Annotated in this window: 17 protein-coding genes and 1 pseudogene; all 18 read left to right on the top strand. The window is 47.8% G+C overall.

From position 1 onward, the window contains the following. Positions 1 to 166 precede the first annotated feature (166 nt). Complete coding sequence (locus FRY97_RS23395; protein WP_147169444.1) at positions 167 to 334, top strand: SH3 domain-containing protein; 168 nt, start codon at positions 167 to 169, stop codon at positions 332 to 334. 76 nt (positions 335 to 410) lie between these two features. Beyond that, complete coding sequence (locus FRY97_RS20245; RefSeq protein ID WP_147169443.1) at positions 411 to 668, top strand: hypothetical protein; 258 nt, start codon at positions 411 to 413, stop codon at positions 666 to 668. 652 nt (positions 669 to 1,320) lie between these two features. Beyond that, entirely contained in the window at positions 1,321 to 1,521 is a 201-nt protein-coding gene (locus FRY97_RS20240; RefSeq protein ID WP_147169442.1) for a MerR family transcriptional regulator, read from the top strand. A 299-nt stretch (positions 1,522 to 1,820) separates the two neighbouring features. Continuing rightward, positions 1,821 to 4,130, top strand: a complete 2,310-nt coding sequence (locus FRY97_RS20235; RefSeq protein ID WP_147169441.1) for a primase-helicase family protein — start codon at positions 1,821 to 1,823, stop codon at positions 4,128 to 4,130. Between the two features lie 282 nt (positions 4,131 to 4,412). Further along, positions 4,413 to 5,894 carry a hypothetical protein gene (locus FRY97_RS20230; RefSeq protein ID WP_147169440.1) on the top strand — a complete coding sequence of 494 codons (1,482 nt, stop codon included), beginning with the start codon at positions 4,413 to 4,415 and terminating at the stop codon, positions 5,892 to 5,894. 446 nt (positions 5,895 to 6,340) lie between these two features. Next, on the top strand, positions 6,341 to 7,099 hold the full coding sequence (locus tag FRY97_RS20225; protein WP_147169439.1) for a hypothetical protein: 759 nt from the start codon (positions 6,341 to 6,343) through the stop codon (positions 7,097 to 7,099). 213 nt (positions 7,100 to 7,312) lie between these two features. Continuing rightward, complete coding sequence (locus tag FRY97_RS20220; RefSeq protein ID WP_147169438.1) at positions 7,313 to 10,108, top strand: type I restriction endonuclease subunit R; 2,796 nt, start codon at positions 7,313 to 7,315, stop codon at positions 10,106 to 10,108. Between the two features lie 98 nt (positions 10,109 to 10,206). Continuing rightward, the gene (locus FRY97_RS20215; protein ID WP_147169437.1) at positions 10,207 to 11,958 is read left to right on the top strand and encodes an ATP-dependent nuclease; all 1,752 of its coding nucleotides are present in this window, start codon (positions 10,207 to 10,209) and stop codon (positions 11,956 to 11,958) included. 3 nt (positions 11,959 to 11,961) lie between these two features. Further along, entirely contained in the window at positions 11,962 to 13,935 is a 1,974-nt protein-coding gene (locus tag FRY97_RS23030) for an ATP-dependent helicase (RefSeq protein ID WP_147169436.1), read from the top strand. A gap of 52 nt (positions 13,936 to 13,987) precedes the next feature. Further along, a pseudogene (locus tag FRY97_RS23390) lies at positions 13,988 to 14,188 on the top strand (type I restriction-modification enzyme R subunit C-terminal domain-containing protein); the annotation flags it as partial. 111 nt (positions 14,189 to 14,299) lie between these two features. After that, positions 14,300 to 14,974 (top strand): DUF433 domain-containing protein, encoded by a 675-nt coding sequence (locus FRY97_RS20200; RefSeq protein ID WP_211356938.1) that lies wholly within the window; start codon positions 14,300 to 14,302, stop codon positions 14,972 to 14,974. Between the two features lie 83 nt (positions 14,975 to 15,057). Continuing rightward, positions 15,058 to 15,888, top strand: a complete 831-nt coding sequence (locus FRY97_RS20195; RefSeq protein ID WP_211356937.1) for a DUF488 domain-containing protein — start codon at positions 15,058 to 15,060, stop codon at positions 15,886 to 15,888. Between the two features lie 3 nt (positions 15,889 to 15,891). Then, the gene (locus FRY97_RS20190; RefSeq protein WP_147169432.1) at positions 15,892 to 16,722 is read left to right on the top strand and encodes a hypothetical protein; all 831 of its coding nucleotides are present in this window, start codon (positions 15,892 to 15,894) and stop codon (positions 16,720 to 16,722) included. A 24-nt stretch (positions 16,723 to 16,746) separates the two neighbouring features. After that, a complete protein-coding gene (locus FRY97_RS20185; protein ID WP_147169431.1) occupies positions 16,747 to 18,210 on the top strand; it encodes a restriction endonuclease subunit S in 1,464 nt (487 codons plus the stop codon). 15 nt (positions 18,211 to 18,225) lie between these two features. Then, positions 18,226 to 18,744, top strand: coding sequence for a hypothetical protein (locus FRY97_RS20180; RefSeq protein WP_147169430.1), 519 nt, complete (start codon positions 18,226 to 18,228; stop codon positions 18,742 to 18,744). A 125-nt stretch (positions 18,745 to 18,869) separates the two neighbouring features. Then, positions 18,870 to 19,433, top strand: coding sequence for a transposase (locus FRY97_RS20175; protein ID WP_147169429.1), 564 nt, complete (start codon positions 18,870 to 18,872; stop codon positions 19,431 to 19,433). 86 nt (positions 19,434 to 19,519) lie between these two features. Beyond that, entirely contained in the window at positions 19,520 to 21,043 is a 1,524-nt protein-coding gene (locus FRY97_RS20170; protein WP_147169428.1) for a class I SAM-dependent DNA methyltransferase, read from the top strand. Between the two features lie 64 nt (positions 21,044 to 21,107). Continuing rightward, on the top strand, positions 21,108 to 21,383 hold a 276-nt coding region (locus tag FRY97_RS23020; RefSeq protein WP_211356936.1), incomplete at its 3' end, for a hypothetical protein.

Genomic DNA, 21,383 nt, shown 5'->3' with positions numbered 1-21,383 from the left:
CGTATTGCTCGCACGGACATCGGCCATGCTCTTGAACAATGGGGGCAGCACCTCTCTATAGAGCCTGTCAAAACTCCCAAGCCCCAAGCCCCAAGCCATCTTGGCTTCTTTTTTTTCATCAGCGAAAAGTACAAAATCATTGGGCGCGCAGGGATAATTCATCTAATTGAGAATTGCTGGGGAACAACCAACCGCCAAGTCAAGGGTTATCAGGCGCTTGCATAAGGGTTTGGAAGTAAAAGCATTAGAAAAGATCGATAAATACTGGTGGAAAGTACAGGTGGACGGAAAGACAGGCTATGCAAAGGCTTTCTTGCTGGAGGCGGCGGAATAAGACGGTTTATTCAATGCCCCATCTTCTTATGCCTACTGAAACCTATCAACTATTGAACAAGACCTAGTTTGCTACTATGCGCAACTTCAACTTCAAAAGCCGTGATCAGATTGAAGACCTGCTCAAGGATGCTTTGAGCACTACGACCACCCAGGAGTTGCAAGTAATGATCGAAGCGATTAAACGGACAAGGGATCCTCTTTTTTTGTCGTTAGATGAATTAGACCGGATATTCCATTGGAAGTTAAGAAGGCAGTATGGTCGCCAACAAGGTAAACGATCGCTAATAACAGACGAGAATGCGAAGCTGATTACCCAAACCGCTTGGGCGTGAACCAAAATGTCGCAGGCGTTTATACTTTTGGAGCTCTAGCCTGGCATTGGCCTAGCGCTGCGAAAGGGCGGCAGGCCTGATAAGGCCGAGCGAAGAGCGAGCCCCGTAGCATAGCGGCACCTGCCCTCACGGCAGGGGCAGGCCCCCCAAAAAAAAACGACAATCTGGTTTACGCCCAACCGCTTTTAGTTTCACCAATGAAAACGGAAGGCTTGAAATAAAATCCAGGATAAATATCCTTGCTGTCCTGCCTGGAGTGGGCGTTCCAGTCGCCTCTGCTATTTTGGCATTAGTCTTTCCGGAATCTTACGGGGTTATCGACACCAGGAACTGGAAAGTGTTATATGGAGAGGACAAAAGCTATTTTACCCCAACAACTACATTACCTATCTATCCGACCTTAAAGCACTCGCTCAGGAATGGAGCTTCAATGTACAGGAAATAGACTTAGCGTTGTGGAAGTATTATGAGGTCTTATCAAGTAGTTAAGAATGTACTTACCCAAAAAACGGGCACGACTTAACTCGGCGAATGCAGTCAATTCTAAATTTTATTTGACATGTCATTTTTATTGCTTATCTTTGCATTGGATGGTGGCCCATCTGTATTTTTTCATCTAAAAGAATGAGTTGTCATTCAAAAACAAATGTCAATGAATCAAACCAAAACCAACCCACTTCTTCTGAGCCTCAAAACAGTGGCAAGCAAGCTAGACGTTAGCGTTCGCACCGTAGTTCGCATGCATAAGGACAAAAAAATTCGGTTGTACCGGCTGGGCGGCAAGCTTTTCGCAAAAGATGCTGAACTAAAGGAAGATCTGGAGAAAATTCTTGAGCCTTTACCTTCTGAGTAAAAAAGAGGTCTCGAATTCCACTCGAAAACCTCTTTTACATCGAACTATTTTATGATTAAACTCAAGCCAAAAGTCGCACTTTTCTCCGAGAAAAGCAAACGAAACAGCCGTACACAGTCGTACAAAAACCCGATTGCTGTTTCTGAACACTCGACCTGTCAACTTCCTGGAAATGAACAGCTTTCGCAGCGTTTCGAAAGTCCACTTCGATTAGGTGCTATTGCTTCAATCTATAAGGATTTGTGCAAGGGTGGAAATATCCATTTTCGGCGGAGATGCGATGAGGGCGATCAACAGCTATGAAACACGTAAACGAATTCATCCAAGCCCAATTCGACGAGCTTGGACTAACAAACGAAAACAACAGAATTACCGTCCACAACCCGGAGGCAGAACATCCGGACCCAAGCACTAAAACCATCCCCTGCTTTGAAGCGGACCGAAATGGCAACTTGGTGATTAATTTCTGGACGATTGACCGCGAACTGATTCCTTATTATAAGAAGGGGACGGGGAAAATGAGCCACATCAACTCAAAACTGGCTTTCTTCCACCAAATCCGGCTACAGGAGCCTAAGGGCGATCAGAAATACATCATCCCAAAGGGGCAAGGCACCTACCCCTATTTCCCTCCTACCCTATGCGATGCCTTCGAACAAAAAAAGAAGATCAAGACCCTCTTCCTCACCGAGGGTGCCAAGAAAGCCTGGCGTGTCTCTCTGGTATCAGAAGAGGTAGCTTGTGTTGGGCTAACCAGCATCACGCATTTTCGGGACGGCGAAACAAAAAAGCTTCATCACCATATCCTGCGACTGATCGATACATGTGAGGTGGAGAATGTTATCATCCTGTGGGACGGCGACTGCCGGGATATCAGTGAAAAGGAGCTCGGGGTGCAAGGCGACCTTTCCCAAAGACCGAGAACTTTTTACGGCGCTGCGAAGAAGATACGGGAGCTTGCACTGGAGCATAACTCGAACCTTGCTGTACATTTTTTTCACGTGAATTCTGATTGCTTTCCAGAGCACCCGAAGGGCTTGGATGATTTGGTCAACAGTGCAGATGCAGCGGGGCAGCTAGATGAAGTGATGAAGGAGCTACTGAATGTTAGCCAGCAGAAAAACACCTACTTCTATAAGCAAGTGATCACTTCATCGCTTTCAGCTTTATTGCGATACTTCGGGTTGGGGGGTATTCACGATTTTTGGCCACTTCATATGGAGAAAATTGGGGATGATCGGCCATTCAACTTTGGAGGCGATATCTATGAGTGGAGCACGGAAACAGACTGCCTAATACTCCGAAAACCGGCCTGGGCAAAACATGTTTTCCGGATCGGTGATGAGTATTTTGAGCATATCAATAAGCCAATCATCAATCGCGGTGACGAAGACGCCCCTAGGTTTCGTAAAGAACTGGTAAAGAGGAATGTGGGCACGCTGAAAATGAAGTATGGCAAGAAGTTCGCCCAGTATGTTGAATATTTCGATGGCTTTTGCTGCATGCCGGACCACTTTGACTTCCAGCTCTCCTACAAAGGGTTTTTCAATAAGTACTTCCCACTTAGACACAAAGCTGAACCAGGGGATATTCCATCCATACTACAACTTTTCAAGCATATCTTCGGGGAAGAAAATAGGGAACGAAATGGGCAGTCCTACCTCATGTATCAACTGGGACTGGACTACGTTCAACTTCTGCTTACGCGCCCTACTCAGCATCTACCGGTGCTAATCCTTTATTCCCCCGAAAACAATACCGGCAAGAGCACCTTCGGCAATTTGTTGCTCGATCTTTTTGGCGATAATGCCATCCAAATCAGCAACAGCGACCTTAAATCAGATTTCAATGAGCCTCTAGCAGGTAAGAATTTGGCAATCTGTGAGGAGACCCTACTCGACCGGAAAGTCGATGTGGAGCGTATCAAGGCACTCAGCACAGCTCACCAGATCACCGTAAACGCAAAAAATCAGCGACAATATTCACTCGATTTCTTCACGAAGTTTCAGTTCTATTCGAATAACAAAAGGATGATCTACGTCACGGAGCACGACGACCGGTTCTGGATCTTACGTGTCCCACAGCTTAAGGAAAAGGACCCCTTTTTCCTGGACAAATTGAAGGCTGAAATCCCTGCTTTCATCCATTTTCTAAAGCACCGAAAGCTTGTTGCCCCGCACGAAGGACGGATGTACTTCCACCCTGAGCTATACCTCACTGATGTGTTTGAGGATACCGTGGAACTCAACCAGCCTGGAGACGCTCGGCATTTGCGTACTCAACTGGAAGAACTGTTTGCAGCCCTACAAGATGAGGGGATTGATGAAATTCTGATGCCGTTGAAAGATATCAACAAGGAGCTCTTTAATGGCCGTTTACAGGTGAGTTGGCTGAAAGAGATTCTTGCTGATCATCTGAAAATTGGGAGGCTATTGGACGAGAATGGGAAGTCTAAGGTCACCCGTGGAAAATATCCAAGAATCGTCGAAAAGTATAACGAAAACGAGACAAGCGATACAGAGAGCTTTTCCCCCAAAGTCCAGTGGATCGGTTTCAACGGCCGCCCTTACGTTTTCAAACGGTCAGATTTTTTAAGCGATGATACCTAAAAAGTTTGTCACAGTTGTCACACTCTTTATTAAAAGACCTTTAAGCGTGATTATCAACACTTTATAATCTGTTACAAAATGTTACAAGTTGTTACAAATGTTACAAAGTCAACAACCCACTTCGACGGTGTTACAAAAGACGTTACAGGGTGTGACAGCACATGTAATAACTTAATGTTTTGTTTTTCAGCCTATTAAGCAGTTGTGACAATTGTTACAGGATTTTGGAATACTCATGAAAGAAAAAAATAAACGAAACGGCTTTGCTGAAAATCAAGACTTATGAAACAACTAAAAACGCTCCCCCAGAATCAGGAATTCTACGCTGTATACGCCATCCTGATCGCAACCATCTGCCGGATAAAAACAGCAGCGCAGGTGGTTAGTGGGTTCACGGAGATCGGGATCCTGTACACGGCCTTCCTTTCCATACTACTCCCCCTTTTTCCCAATGTTGGATTTATGATGGCAGTGGTTATTGCCGTGTTCAGTACACTTATTATTGAAATGGGGCTAAGGGTTTTCGCTCCCAAAGCGGTTGACGCTATTTTGTACAAGCGGTACACCAGTATGCACCTCCCCATGACCATCTTGGTATGCCTGATAACGGTTGTACTCCTGGCTACTTCCGGAGTCTTATCGTTCAAAAATTCAAAGGTCATCGTCAACCAGTTAGCACCGGCAGCGGATGAGGTGTTAACGGATCCCATTGATAGCGTGTACGCGTATAAGCAACGGGAATGGCAAATGCAGTTCACACTTGATAGTACGGAGATCGTACAGCGGTTTACGGAAGAATCCAATGCTGTAACCCAAGCGTTTGAGCAGCGTATTGCGGCTAAATCACGTGAACTGACCAATTACCACCGCCGGGAGATTCGGACGGGGCTCAGTTTTGCAACCCGAAAGGATCAGCTGCGTCTGGAACGAGATCAATTAAAAGCAGAATGTGCACAGGCTTTGGCAGCGCTCAAAAGCAAAAAAAATACAGCATTGACCGATTTAAAGGAGGAAGGCAAACAAGCGTTAACCTTTGTAAACACTGCGTATACCGCCCAAATTGACAGCATTCGCCGGGTGAACTCGACCAGCCTCCAGGAAAGATCACAGCAGGTGAATAAATATGGATTGGGACTGGGATGGTTTACACTTGTTTGCTTGCTCATCTTTATGACAGCAGTTATTCTTGAACGTGTACACGCTAAAGGCTCCGGAATTGTGGAGAAGGTGGAGATCAGCCAATACGACTTCATGCCTCCTTTTTGGGTGAACGCCTGGCAAGCACTTCGCGAACGGGTGAACTACTGGCTACAAGACAGGATTAAGCGTTTTCAGGACGCTACACCCCCTGCCCCTCTTCCCGCCAACAAAGAAGAACTGTACGACCCGACGGCAATCAACAACTTAACCATTACACTAAAGCTCGATCAGGAGGCAGACGATCAAAAAGAGAAGGTTGTCATTATCCCTAGCAAGCGCAGGCAAATAGGTTTTCAGCAAGACAAGCACACAGCGGACACACCAACTGCGCACACCAAAGATTCATATGCTATTAAGGGTACACCAACGCAAGCCGACCTCCGCCAATGGAAACGGAGGCTTAAGGATTATAAAAAACGCCTGGGACGTCACGTGCAGAAAAAACTGGCGGCTGAGCGAAAGGGTGAACAGGCTGGTAAACGTACGCTTGATGCAATCGACAACAATCAGAGATGGGTGGACCACTATACACGGCTTATCCAAGAATACTCAACCCCAAAATAAGCGCAGATGGTAGCGGAACAGGCTTTTTTAGAATCGTTGCTAAATCTGGTCAACATACTGTTGAACGAGACTCGCCCCGTTCACTATCTCGTTCATACCATAGGAGGTGAGGAACGCCGTAAAGCCGGTAGCCGTTCACACCGGTATACCTTCCAATGTATCAACTGTCAGTCTACCGTGACTAAACGGGCCCGGGCAAAATATTGCAGCAGTAGGTGCCGAAAGCAGGCAGAGCGTAAACGGGAACAAGCACTAGCTTTTTTCCTGGATAACCGAGAGGCGCTTGGCCCAACTATACAAACCATAGGCACGCAGGTGCTACTTAGCCGTGACACAAGCCCTCCGGATTGCTTAAAGGAAACGCAGAAACAGCCGTGACATTCGTGTGCACCTTTGTAAACACCCCGTGAACCCTCCTAAATTGTAGGTAAACAAACTATTTAACTATGTCTCGCAAAGTACACATCGGTGCACGCATCGAACCAGATTTACACGCAGCAATCTCCCAGGAGGCGCAGGAGAACGGAACCACACTATCTGAGGAGGTTAGCCGCTTACTGTCCAACGGTCTTTCAGCTGGCGATACCATACCAAGCCAGGATGAAGAAAGCGACAATGTATCCTATTTTCTCTACGACTACTTCCCCGGCTCTTGGGTGGAGGAGTTGTTTTACGGTATATCGCAAGAGTATGAAGATTGGCGGCCAGCATATCCGCTGAGCGAAGCATTCTTCCCTGAACTGGCCGTACGGGTTGAAGCAATGACGGAAGAGGAATTTGAAAGAACAGGTGGCCTATTGGCTATGCCGGATTTGCCAGAAGACTTGAAGGATGACCTGGAGGAACTCCTATACGAACTGACTAACTACTCGGAAGAGATTACCGACCGGGAAGCTTTCCTATTTCAATGGGCTGAATTGTTGCGAGAGGCTTCAAGTGCTGAACCGGAAGAAGAAGAGACCTACGAACTGCTCTTGCAATTTGAAGAAGCAGCTATCGTACAAATCCGAAAGCTTCTGGTCAAAAAAGGTCTGGAAAAAGATGAAGAACTCGATACGGCGCTGTCGCGCTACATTTATCAACTTCTGGGCAAAGCTCTAGTGCGGGAAGCTGGGCCTTACCTGTTAGCCTGGAACGGTGAAGAGGAGATGGCGAGAGTGGGGGAGCAGTTGCAAAAGACAGGTTACGCCACTTACTCGCAGTAAATTGTTAAGGCTAAAGCGACACTGAAAGATATGGCAGTTTGGGCATCCGGGCTGCCATATCTTTATTTTGACTACTGCCCAGGTCTATACTTCTTTCCATGCCAATTTTTAAAAATCCCCTATATTACCACGACAAATAAAGACAAAGGCTGACTAATGTGGACAGTAAAGGAATAACGCGTTCCGCATCCCACGCGGTCAAACAGCAGGAACATGAACCCAACCCTCAATCAGGATCCCGAACAACGGGCCCGCGATCAAATCGATCAGATGCTGCGGCAGGCGGGGTGGCTGGTGTACGATAAGAACCAGGGCAGCCCCTTCGATGGGAAAGGCGTGGCGATGCGGGAATACCAAACGGAAGTAGGCCCTGTAGACTACGCCCTTTTCGTAGATGGTATCCCGATTGGGGTCATTGAGGCGAAGCGGGAAGAGGAGGGGCACCGGATGTCAACGGTGGAGGAACAGTCCAAAAACTACGCCGAAGCGGCATGGAAGTACGTCGGCGCTCAGTCGATTCCTTTTATCTACGAAAGCACGGGTACCCTGACCCGCTTCACGGACAACCGCGATCCCAAGCCGCGTGCCCGGCGTGTATTCAGTTTTCACCGGCCGGAGACGCTGGCCAACTGGGCAAAGCAGAAAAAGTCCCTCCGTACACAGCTCGTACAGCTGCCGCCCCTGAACAAAGAGGGGCTGCGGCCAGCACAGATCGTAGCGATTGAGAACCTGGAGAAATCCTTTGCGGAAAACCGCCCGCGTGCCCTGATACAGATGGCAACGGGAGCCGGGAAGACCTACACGGCAGCCACTTTCGTCTACCGCCTCCTGCGCCACGCCAATGCGCAGCGCATCCTCTTTCTGGTGGATACCAAGAACCTGGGCGAACAGGCAGAGCAGGAATTCCGTGCCTTCCAGCCTAAAGATGATAACCGGCAATTTACCGAGCTGTATAATGTGCAGCGGTTGACTTCCAGCTACATCGCACCGGACAGTCAGGTATGTATTTCCACCATTCAGCGCCTGTACTCCATACTGAAAGGGGAGGAGCTCGACGAACAGGCGGAGCAGGACAACCCCAATGAAAGCAGTTGGCTGGATCAGCAGCGCCGGAAAAAAGAGCCCCTGCCGGTAGTGTACAATGAGCGGGTGCCGATTGAGCAGTTCGACTTTATCGTTATTGATGAGTGCCACCGCTCTATTTACAACCTCTGGCAGCAGGTGCTCGACTACTTCGATGCCTTTCAGGTGGGGCTTACGGCTACGCCCGACAAGCGCACCTTTGGCTACTTCGATGAGAATGTCGTCAGTGAATATACCTACGAGGACTCCGTAGCCGATGGTGTGAATGTGGGGTACGAAATTTACCTGATTGATACGGCGATCTCCCAGGGTGGAGGCGTTATACAGAAAGGCTGGGACGTGGAGCGGCGCGAAAAGCTCAGCCGCCGGAAACGCTGGCAACAACAGGACGAGGATTTGGAATACAGCCGCCGTGACCTGGATAAGAAAGTGGTCAACCCCAGTCAGATCCGCAACGTCATCCGGGCCTTCAAACGGGCGCTGGAAACGGAAATCTTCCCGGACCGCATCAAAGATGGCAAATACCAGGTGCCTAAAACCCTGATTTTTGCTAAAACAGACAGCCATGCTGATGACATTATCCGGGTGGTGCGGGAAGAATTTGCGGAAGGGAATGAATTCTGCAAGAAGGTGACCTACAAAATTGACGAGGATCCCAAGTCCCTGCTTTCCCGTTTCCGCAACGATTACTACCCCCGTATTGCGGTGACCGTAGATATGATCGCCACCGGTACGGACGTGAAGCCGCTGGAAGTGCTCCTCTTCATGCGAGATGTGAAAAGCAGCAACTACTTCACCCAGATGATGGGGAGGGGTACGCGCACCATCCACCGGGACGACCTGCAGGAGGTCTCAAGCGCAGCGGAAGCCAAGACCCACTTCATCATCGTGGATGCGGTAGGCGTGACTAAGACTAAGAAGACCAATACCCGCCCCCTGGAGCGCAAGCGGGGTGTGCCCCTGAAAGACCTGTTGGGCGCTATCCGCATGGGCGTCGCGGAGGAGGACCTGTTCTTGTCTCTGGCCAACCGCCTCAGCCGCCTGGATAAGCAACTGACCGAAAAGGAAAAGGCCGGGCTGCGCGACATCACTGGTGGAAAAGACCTGCCACAGATGACGCGCGAGCTGCTACATGCTTTTGACCCGGATGTACTGGAGCAGGCTACGGAACAACGCCGCCGGGAAGACCCCGAAGGCCCGGCAGCCGATGTGGTACAGGAACAGGTACAGCAGGAACTGGCCCGAAAAGCCGCTTCCAACTTCACAGGGGAGGTGAATGAGTACCTCGAAAAGGTGCGCAAGGTGCACGAGCAGATCATCGACACCCACAATTTGGATACCGTCACCCAAAGCGAGTGGGATAAGGAAAGCGCCAGCAAATCACAGCAACTGGCTGATGACTTTGCGGCATACCTGGAAGCCCACAAAGACGAAATCACCGCCCTGCGCCTGTTCTACGGGCAGCCCTATCAGCGGCGGGACCTGACCTTCCGCATGGTGGAGGAGCTGCTGGAGCGGATCCGGCAGGATAAACCCGCCCTTGCGCCCTACGCGGTGTGGGACGCTTACGCAAAATTGGACAACATCCAAGCCAACCGCCCGAAGCAGGAGCTGGTTGCCCTCGTCTCCCTCGTTCGCCGGGTGTGTGGGCTAGACGAGCAGCTGACGCCTTACCCGAAAATCGTGGACAAGAAATTCCAGGACTGGGTATTCGGCAAGCAGGCCGGGGCGTTGAAATTCACAGAAGATCAGATGCAGTGGCTGCGCATGATCAAAGACCACATCGCCGGCAGCTTCCACCTGGAAATGGACGACCTGGACTATACGCCCTTTGATGCCGTAGGCGGTCGGGGGCGTATGTATCAGCTCTTTGGGGCGGAGATGAATGGGGTGATTGAGGAGCTGAATGAGGTGTTGGTGGCGTAAGACTCCTTTTTTTAGATTATAACGACCCACTTAATTGCTAACCTAACAGTAGTAAGATCAAAATACTAATGTGCTACCGACGAAAAGACTATTAACAGATGAAAATTAAAATAAACAGAGTACGGGTTAAGAATTTCCGCTCTCTCAGCAGCGTAGAAACGACTTTGGGAGAGGTGACTTTACTATTGGGAGCCAACAACTCAGGAAAGACCTCTTTCCTGAGAGCACTAACAATAGCACTTACATCTGACCGAAAATTTATATCCCGGGACGATTTGTTTATCAACAAGGCTGGACAATACCCAGCAAACCCTCGTGTAGAGATTGATATCGAAATTAAATCAGATGGTAATTCAACTTTCTTAGATGAATGGGCGCAAGTATTTGGATCTGATATTCAAATCGACTCACGGGGTGAAGAGTTTTTTGCCTACAGGACTGTTATAGACTTTTCTGCTCAACAGAGTGAGGCCCAAATAAAACGGTACATCATAAAGGATTGGGATTCAGGAAATGCTGATGAAAATGAAGAGGTAGCCGCCAATATATCGAAAATACCGTTGTACTTCATTGATGCACAGAGGGATTTGCAAGAGGATTTGAAGTTTGCTCAATCCTACTTCGGGCGCTTGGCTTCTCAAATAGAATATGACGATACGCAAAAAGAACAGTTAGAGGGAGAGTTAACGACCCTGAATCAAAAGACAGTTGAAGAGAGTCCTGTTTTGAAACACCTTAAAACATCGTTGGAAGAACTCAACAAGACGGTGCAAACCAAAGGCAGTGGTGTAGAAATCACGCCATTCCCGAAGAGGTTAAGAGATCTTCACAAAGGGCTTAAAGTCAATTTTCAAGACGGTGGTTCTGAAACGTTTAGTTTGGAGTATCATGGCATGGGCACCCGAAGTTGGGCTTCTTTGCTTGGATACAAAGCTTATGTCAACTGGATAAAGAAAAAAGCAGATGATGACGGAGACATGTTACACCCAGTTTTGGCACTTGAAGAGCCAGAGGCTCATCTCCACCCAAATGCCCAAAGGCAAGTGTATGGGCAATTAAAAAATGTCACGGGGCAGAAAATCATAAGCACCCATTCGCCCTATATTGCCCCTTTGGCGGGATTGGAGGAGCTTAGAGTGTTTTATAAAGCAGATGATTCCACTAGTATTGCTGATTTGAAGGAGTTAGCTAATGCATTATCACTAAAAGAGAAGCACTCCTTAGAAACTCAAATAATCAGAGCACGAGGGGAGTTGTTTTTTGCCAGGTTTGTTGTTCTTTTTGAAGGACCAACGGAAGAAGGAGCGTTACCTGTTTTCGCGAAAAAACATTGGGGGTGTGAAGCATTTGAGAAAGGTGTTAGCCTTATGGAATGTAGTGGCGACACTTATAAAATGTATATTCAGTTTCTTGATGCCCTAAGAATCCCATGGATTATATTTAGTGACTATGACAACCCATCGGTTCAGACAAAGGTCAACAAAATAGCAAATAATTTAGGTGTAGACATTCATGACGACGATCGGTTCGTTCTTCTCAATGCTTCGATAGAAGACTACATTATCAGCGAGGGTTACAGAGAGGAGATTGAGAACGCTTTGTTTAAAATTACTGAGCCTATTTATGCAAATGAGCAACATAAAGCGGCCAAGGCACAAGAAAGAGATGCAGAGCGAGAAAACTTGAGGAAACTGACAAAGCTGGAATTGTCCGATAGGGTTGACAGTTGGAAAGCTAAAATTGCTCCCTTATGGGCACAATCGATTGTCGAGTATACCGACCCGAAAAAGCAAATACCAGAAAAAATCAGGACTCTTTTTACTATTTTAGACCAGAAACTACAACCTTAAGCTATGTCTAAACAGAGTTTATCCCCGGAGCAAAAAGCTATTGTCGATCAATGGTTGCAAAGCGGTGAGCCAATGTTGGTGGAAGCATCGGCAGGAAGTGGCAAAACTCGTGTTTTGACAGAGTCTGTTCGTCAAATAATTGAAGGTTCTCCCAAGAGTAGGTCAAAAATATTATGTCTTACCTTCACAAATAAAGCCGCCACAGAGATGCAGGAAAGGCTTAAAGATTTAAGCAAGGTAATAAAGGACAGGGTATTTATTGGAACGACTCATGCATTTGCCCTAGATATAATCAAGTCTCGTCGCCACGAACTGGGGATGGACGAAATGCCAACTATTATTGATAAAGAATCAGATAAAAAGGAAATTGTCTCGGAAGTCATCCTTTCCAATCCCTTTTTATCAAGGCACTACCTTAACCCAACCTCTGAAAAAATCACAAAGCATAAAACGGCAGCACAGTATCAGGCTGATCTACTGAACAAGTGTATCAGCTTTATAAGCAGCAAGAAACAAAAGTTGGTGTCGCTGGATAGCGACGCTGATAGCCCGCCTGGTAGGAACTGGACACCTGGAAAAATCAGCCTCTACAAAGACTACAATGATCTTTTGAGAAATCAGAATCTAATAGATTACGATGACATTATTCTTTTGGCATGGAAAATTTTGAATGAACGCCCGGCGGTTGCAAACCTGTACAGCAGGATATACGAGTATGTTTTAGTGGATGAGGCACAGGATTTGAGCTTTGCTCAATATGAGTTTATCAAAGCATTGTGTGGAGATAAAATAAGAAAAGTGATGATGGTTGGTGATGCTAACCAAGCCATTCACGGGTACGCTGGGGCTAGCAGTAAATTCATGACGGAGGTCTTCGTTGAAGACTTTAATCTGAAGGAGAGCCAAAAGGTCAAAATTCAGTATAATTACCGTTCATCTGATGCAGTTATCGAGCTTGCGAATGAACTTGCGGGGATTCACCAAAATACAGTGAAGAGTTATTATAAAGGAAAGGTGGAGTTTCAAGTGTTCGACGATGAAGCGGCGGAAGCGAATTGGATCGTCAAAAAGGTGAATGACCTCATTGGTAGAGAGGAGGAAGCGTATGATGGAAAACTCACACTAGACAAGATCGCCATCTTAGGAAGAAATAGATTCGTTTTCAGTACCTTAATTGAAAAGCTTAAAGAAGATCTGGCTTTGAAGGACAAGTTTTTCTTGAAGAAGGGTACAGGTATCCTGGATCCGCAATCCACTACCATGAAAATTTTTGATTTGGGTATCCGTGTACTATCGAATCAAAAGGCATACTTGTACTTCAATCAGCTTATTGACGTTTTGGATATACCTAAAGAAATAGAGCCCACTTTAAGTAAGGATATTCAAGATTTGAAACGTGTATTATCAGAGAGTAATCTCGACTATCTCCCACAAGAGGTTTTCGATTGTTTGATTGAGTGTTGGCAAAGCATAGATAAGGACATAAATAAGTTTCCCAATGTTTTGGACAGAGTCCTGAAAGCTAGTCAAGTTGTTGAAGAAGACTATGAAAGAGATTTGATTTTCAATGACGTTGAAGAGTGGAAGGAAGCATGGGGGGACTATGTCCGTTCGGTAGCTGCAAATGCAAAGTCTGTAAGTGACTTCAGAAGATTTCTTGCCATGGGTGTTACCAAGACCCAAAGCGAACATGGACTTACGCTCGCCACAGTACATACGGTTAAAGGCCTGGAGTTCCATGTTGTATTCCTTATTGGAATGGGGCAGGGGACCTTCCCTGATTACAGGGCCATTAGAAAAGGCGCTATAGAAGAGGAAAGGAATAATGCCTATGTCGCCGTTACCCGTGCCAAGCGAGAGCTGTACGTTTCTTATCCAATGGCTAAATCGGTTCCTTGGGGGGTTCAAAGGCAGCCAAAATCTGAGTTTTTTAGGAACAAGGAATTTCATCAACCCATTCAAGTTCAACCCGAATAATAGATGGCGGAAAGAAAACAGGCTCTTGCCGATTGTATGGCATAAGGTACGTGAGGCGTTGAAATTCACAGAAGATCAAATGCAGTGGCTGCGCATGATCAAAGACCACATCGCCGGCAGCTTCCACCTGGAAATGGATGACCTGGACTATACGCCCTTTGATGCCGTAGGCGGGCGGGGGCGCATGTATCAGCTCTTTGGGGCGGAGATGAATGGGGTGATTGAGGAGTTGAATGAGGTATTGGTGGCGTAGGGGGCGGGATAATCTTTTTGGAGATTATTTACTCGCCCGCAATTGTTATTTCCATAAGTCCATGCATAAGGTTAAGACAATAATCACTATTTTGCTGACATAAATCATGTGATGACTTCAGATAACACCCTGCAAATCGGGCAAGGCATCTACACCATCCGGGAGATGGCGCAGATTTTGGGGCAGCCGTACCATCGTGTGTACCGCTGGGTGAACACCTATTGGGACGAGCGGCTGGGAGAAAGCTACGGCGAGCTCTATTCCTGGCGGGTGGAAGGCTCACAGGCGGTAGGGTTTCATACACTGGTGGAGTTTTACCTGTTGATCCTGTTTGGTGAAGCCGGGGTTGCGCCACGCAAGGTGTTAGAGGCACACCGGGAGCTTTATCAGCTGAAAGGCACACCGTTTCCCTTTGCCAACCGGGAAGTATTGAAAAGTCTGCGTACTGACGGCACGCACATCTACTTTGAATTGCCGGACGGGGAAATCATGACCCTCGATGGCACCCGGCAGCTGAATATGGAATTTGTAGAGCTCTTCTTCAAAAAGCTAAGCTTTGATACAGAAGGCATGGCTTCCAGTTTTTGGCCGCTCGGAAAAGAAAAAGCCATAGTGGTAGACCCTGCCCGTAAGTTTGGTCACCCGCTGATCGCCGGGCATAATATCTATCCCGAAACCCTTTTGGATCATTTTAAAGCAGGCGACCCCATCCCCTACATTGCCCATGTGTATCAGCTTAGTGAACAGCAAGTCGCCGATGCGCTCGAATTTTGTCAGGCTGCATGATTTTGACTAATCTAGGAACCAATATTTAAATGTACTATCGACGAAAAATATTACTCGCACTCCTCGAAACCTTTGACGGCCGCATGGAAAAGATTACCTTGCAAAAACTCCTTTTTCTATTCACTCAGCGGCAATCAAAGCCGGCCTTTCACTTTGTGCCGTATAAATTTGGATGTTTCTCTTTTCAAGCTAATGCCGACTTAGGTACGCTAGGTAAATACGATCTCGTAAGGGAAAGGGAAAACGAGTGGTCCTCAATTGCAGAGGAGAGCTACCTCTCTGCCATCCGGCCTGCCGATCAGCTGCTTTTGGATGAATTAAAGCACAAGTATCAGAAGAAAAGCAGTCAGGAGATATTACTAGAAACCTACCGGGAATACCCCTACTACGCCATCAACAGCCAGATTGCCGAAAAAGTCCTTGAGGAAGAGGAACTCAAAGCGGTAGCGCGCCAAAAACCAACTCCCCGGCCTCCTGCCCTGCTGACCATTGGCTACGAAGGCAAACCCTTAGAGGTCTACATCAATACCCTGATTCTGGAAGGCGTCAAAGTCCTCTGCGATGTCCGCAAGAACTCCTTTAGCATGAAGTATGGCTTTAGTAAGTCGCAATTGAAAGCCGCCTGCGAAGGGGTAGGTATTCAGTTCCTTCATTTGCCGGAGGTGGGTATTGTATCCGAAAAGCGCAAAGCTTTGAAGACGCAGGCTGACTACGACCGCTTGTTTGCAGCCTACCGGGAAGAGGTTTTGCCTCAGACGTTGGAGACGCAGCAGTATATCCTATCCTTAATCGAACAGCACGGCAGGGTAGCCCTTACTTGCTTTGAGGCCGATGAATGTCAGTGCCACCGTACCCATCTGGCCAATGCGATCACGCAACACGAGGATTTCAATTATAACCTCTTACACCTCTGATCTATGCCACGCCTCAAAATCCTATTGACGGTAACCACTTACCCGCTACCCTCGCGAAGTTATGATGAATTGGTGTGTACAGCCGGAGTGCAGGAGGATGGGAGTTGGATACGTATTTACCCGATTCCATTGAGTTTCCTGCGTGGACTCAAACGGTCAGGGGAAGTCCAAAAAACCAAGTATACTTGGATTGAGTTAGACCTCAAAGAACGTAAAGATGACTTCCGACCGGAAAGTTATTCACCCAAAGATTACGAATTTAAAGACCTGCAGGTTGGAGAGCGTATACCCACTAGGGATAATTGGAGCCTAAGAAAGGACTATTGCCTGAAGAACGTTTATACAAACCTGACTACCTTAATCGAGCATTCCAAAGCTCCGCAGAATACTTCCCTAGCGACTTTCAAGCCTAAACGTGTCCTTGGTCTGGATATAGTAAAAGATGAAGAGGACTGGAAACCAGTATGGAAAGGTCTGCAACAGCAGATGTCGCTATTCGGAGAAGAAGAGGAAGCAAAAAGCAAATTCCCTAAAGTACCGTACAAGTTTTATTACCGTTTTGAAGATGAAACCGGCCGGACCTCCCGTCTCATGATCGAAGACTGGGAAATCGGGCAACTTTATTGGAACTGCCTGCGCGATGTTCAGGGGGATCAACAAGCGGCTTTAGAGAAAGTAAAGCAAAAATACGAAACAGACTTCCTTAACGATAAAGACCTCTACTTTTTTTTGGGTACAACACTGACTTGGCACCGGCGGCGCGGGAGCAACCCATTCGTGATTATTGGGGTGTTTTATCCGAAGCGGGAAGCGCAGCTGAGATTGGGGCTTTGAAGCGATAAATAATATATGGGTTCTATGAAGAAAGACTTGCAAACAAAATGGGTGGAAATCAGAATAGGAGATATACTTGATTATGAGCAACCCACCAAATATATTGTCGAAAGCACCGAGTATCATGATAGCTATAAAACCCCTGTTCTGACCCCTGGGAAAACCTTTATCAAAGGATTTTCTAATGAAACAGATGGAATATTTGAGAACCTGCCGGTCATTATTTTCGATGATTTCACTACAGCTTCAAGGTATGTGGACTTCAAGTTTAAAGTAAAATCTTCTGCAATGAAGATTTTAATCCCTAGACAAGAATGGGTGAATGTTAAATATATTGCTAACTGGATGCAAGCCCATAGAATCAGAAGTGAAACCCACAAAAGATACTGGATTTCTACGTATTCAAAACAACTTATCCCCCTCCCCCCCCTCCCCGAACAACGCGCCATAGTAGCCAAGCTGGAGCAGCTCTTCAGCGAGCTGGAAGACGGCGTCGCCAACCTCCAAAAAGCACAGCAGCAGCTCAAAGTCTACCGGCAGGCCGTACTGAAAAAAGCCTTCGAGGGGGAGCTGACGCGGGAGTGGCGCGCCCAACAAACCGACCTGCCCACCGCTGAAGAACTCCTCGCACAAATACAGGCCGAGCGCGAACGCTACTACGAACAGCAACTGGCGGAGTGGAAACAAGCCGTGGCCGACTGGGAAGCGGAAGGGAAGGTGGGGAAGAAGCCGAGGAAGCCAGGGAAGTTGAAACCTATAGGAATTGAATCACCAATACAGAAGGATAACCAGTGGACAGAAATCGATCTTGAAAAAGTTGCAGATGCTATCGACCCCCAACCTAGTCACCGTACTCCACCCAAAAAGGAAGGAGGTATTCCCTACATCAGTATTGCAAATTTTGATAAAGAAACTGGGAAAATAGATTTTGCTGGGGCAAGGAAAGTTGATAGGAAAGTACTAGAGGAACATATTGCGAGATATAAGTTAAAAAAGGGGGATTTTGTAATCGGTAAAATCGGCACCATCGGGAAACCCTTTTTTGTTCCTGAAGAGCGATTTTTCAGTCTCTCTGCAAACTTAGTGTTGGTATGCTCCTTGAAGACGATTTTGCCGAAGTACCTTTTCTACTTGTGCTCATCTCCTTACATCGAGCAACAATTTAAGCAAGGAGCAAAGGCTACTACCCAGTCTGCATTTGGAATTAAAAAGGTTCGTACCTTAAGAATCCCATTCTGCTCCCTCCCCGAACAACACCAAATCGTCCAGGAAATCGAGTCCCGCCTTTCCGTCTGCGATCAGCTGGAGCAGGACATTGAGGCCAACCTCAAGCGGGCGGAGCGGCTGCGGCAGAGCCTGTTGCAGAAAGCCTTCGCCGGGGAGCTGCTTACGGAAGCGGAGCTGCAGGCCTGCCGGGCGGAGCCGGACTGGGAGCCGGCGGAGAAGCTACTGGAGCGGATTAAGGGGGAGACCAAAAGCAAAGCATAACCTAAACGCTATTATATGATGCGCAACCCATTTCCCATAGTGATGGATCAATATGCAGCGGGTGCGGAACAAGCCTGTTTGCAGTTGCTGGAAAAGACAGAACAAGGTAGTCTGCCTAAAGACATGCTTGCGATTGAGCAGGACCTGCTGAAAGCTTCCTTTGCCCTTTTGGCTATGGAGTTTGTCGCACAAGCTGTAGATGGATATTGGATGGATGACTTCCAGTACTTTACAGAGGAGATGCAGCTTGAGCAGGACCAACCTGTTATCTGGTATCTCATCGGAAAAGCTCATATCCCCTGGAAGCTGGACTATGAAGAGGAAGATGATGAGGTATCGGCGGAAGAGCGGTTTGAGGAATTATTCCAGCAGTTGCTACGGGGGCATTACCGGAAGGTTTGGAAGGAGCACCTGTTTAAGGTCCTAGGCAGTGAGATTGATGTATTATCCTTTTTTCAGGAAGTCGTAATGGAAGGGGCCCACATGTCTTTTGAGGAGCAGTCTGAAGGGCTAAGTTTTATACAAAGGCTGTAAAAGCTTCAAGGCTGTGGAACGTGAGGCTGTCTTTTATATCATAGAATAGTTATAAAATGATTTGTGTCTCAAATTTCGCAAAATATGATACACAAGCTATTTTGTACATCATACACATATGCAATATGAAGCGCTACAAAAACGAATCCACCCGCCTGCAGTCCTGGGACTATAGCTGGCAAGCTGCTTACTTCGTCACGCTTGTCACCAGGAACCGGGTGCATTATTTTGGTCAAATACAGGACGGGGAGATGCAGTGCTCCGCAATCGGGCAACTCGTAGCGGATGAATGGGCCAAAGGGCCAGCACTCCGGCCTGACATGAACATCAGGCTCGGTGCCTGGCAAGTCATGCCGGATCACTTTCACGCCATAATAGAGATCGGCAAAAATCCTTATAATAGCAGGCGTAGAAGTAACAAAACCGCCGCACTACCGAAAGAAAATATGGACACCATCACATCTACAAAGCAGGCTGCCCAAAACAGCTTCGGCCCTCAGGCAAAAAATCTCGCCTCAGTCATCCGAGGCTTCAAGGGAGCCGTCACCCGAGCCGCCCGCAAGGTCAACCCCGACTTCGCCTGGCAATCTCGCTACCACGATCGTATCATACGTGATCAAAAGGCCTACGATACCATCACCCAATACATCATCGACAACCCCAAAAACTGGGAAAAAAACTATAAGTAAGAGCGCATGTAAGGGCGCATGTAAGGGCGCATTGCAATGCGCCCCCAAAACGCCCCATACGCTAAAAAAGACCTAAAAAAGCAATCATGAGCAACTCCTCCGCCCTCGTCTCCAAAGTCTGGAACTTCGCCAACGTCCTGCGCGATGATGGCGTTAGCTACGGCGATTACCTGGAGCAGGTCACCTTCCTACTCTTTCTGAAAATGGCCAGCGAGCTTTCCAAGCCACCCTACAACAAGCAAATCCACTTCCCCCGCCTGCGCGACCTGGACGGGCAGGAAATACCAGACGGGGAAATCTGCAACTGGGAAAACCTCAGCAGCAAAAAAGGCGCAGAACTGGAAGCCTTCTACGGGCAGCTGCTCCGTACCCTGGCGCAGGAGCCAGGCATACTCGGGCAGATTTTCGTCAAGAGCCAAAACAAGGTGCAAGACCCTTCCAAGCTGCTGAAGATCATCACTATGATCGACCAGGAAGATTGGGTTCTGATCGGCTCCGATGTCAAAGGCGACATCTATGAAGGCTTACTGGAGAAAAACGCCGAAGATACCAAAAGCGGTGCCGGGCAGTACTTTACGCCCCGCTCGCTCATCCGTGCTATGGTGGAGTGCGTACAGCCCAAACCAGAGAAGACCATCATGGATCCCAGCTGCGGTACCGGCGGCTTCTTCCTGGCCGCCTACGACTATATCAGTAAAAATAGCGGCCGGCTTAATCCGCCCCAGAAGAAGTTCCTAAAAAATAAAACTTTTTACGGTAACGAGATCGTAGCCAGTACCCGCCGCCTCTGCCTGATGAATATGTTCCTGCACAACATCGGCGAAATTGACGGGGAGACCTTTATTTCCCCTACGGACGCCCTCATTTCTACCCCCAGCGAGCGCTACGACTATGTGCTTGCCAATCCGCCTTTCGGCAAAAAGAGCAGCATCACGGTCACCAACCAAGATGGAGAGCAAAACAAACAAGACCTCAATTACAACCGGCAGGATTTCTGGGTGACCACCTCCAACAAGCAGCTCAATTTCCTGCAGCACATCCGTTCCCTGCTAAAGGTCAATGGTGAGGCTGCCGTAGTTTTACCCGATAATGTGCTGTTTGAAGGCGGTGCCGGGGAGACCGTCCGCAAGCAACTACTACGCAATACTGAGCTGCATACCATCCTGCGTCTGCCCACCGGCATCTTCTATGCCCATGGTGTCAAAGCAAACGTCCTCTTCTTCAAAAACCGCGAAGCCGCCCCCGATCCCTGGACCAAAGAGGTGTGGATATACGACTACCGTACCAACATCCACCATACGCTCAAGAAGAAGCCCATGCGCTACGAAGACCTCAAGGACTTCATCGCCTGCTACAACCCTTCCAGCCGTCACGAGCGGCAGGAAACCTGGAGCGAGGAGCAGCCCGACGGCCGCTGGCGCAAATTCACCTACGAGGAGATCAGCGCCCGCGACAAGACCAACCTCGACATCTTCTGGCTCAAAGACGACTCCCTCACCGATCTCGACAATCTCCCCGACCCGGATGAGCTGGCGGAAGAGATTATTGAGAATTTGGAGGCGGGGCTGGCTAGCTTTCGGGAGATACTGGGAGTGGTGGGGGAAGAGTGATCCAACCACCAACGATCCCAGAACTTTAAGCATTGAGTTCTTTTGGAGATAAAGACCAGTAAAAATGGCGACTTTTTCAGAAATGGTATTGATAGATGAGCTTGCTTTGCAGGCAAGTATTGCAAAGCGAGCTGCTCAAAGGTTAAAGACTGCTTGCGATAATCATGACAGGATTGAAATTTGGTCTTCTATTCAGTCCATATTGGTAGCCTCTGGAAATGTCTCTAAAATACTTTGGCCTACAATAAATTATAAAACAAGAGGGGAGCGTTTACGGCAAATACTCAGTGTTGAAGACGATAGCATACTGTCTAATCGCAGATTTCGTAACCACTTTGAG

Source organism: Phaeodactylibacter luteus (assembly GCF_007993045.1).
GTDB classification, from domain to species: domain Bacteria; phylum Bacteroidota; class Bacteroidia; order Chitinophagales; family Saprospiraceae; genus Phaeodactylibacter; species Phaeodactylibacter luteus.
The sequence above is the reverse complement of the archived record's forward strand: the minus strand, read 5'-3'. Positions and strand labels throughout refer to the sequence as shown.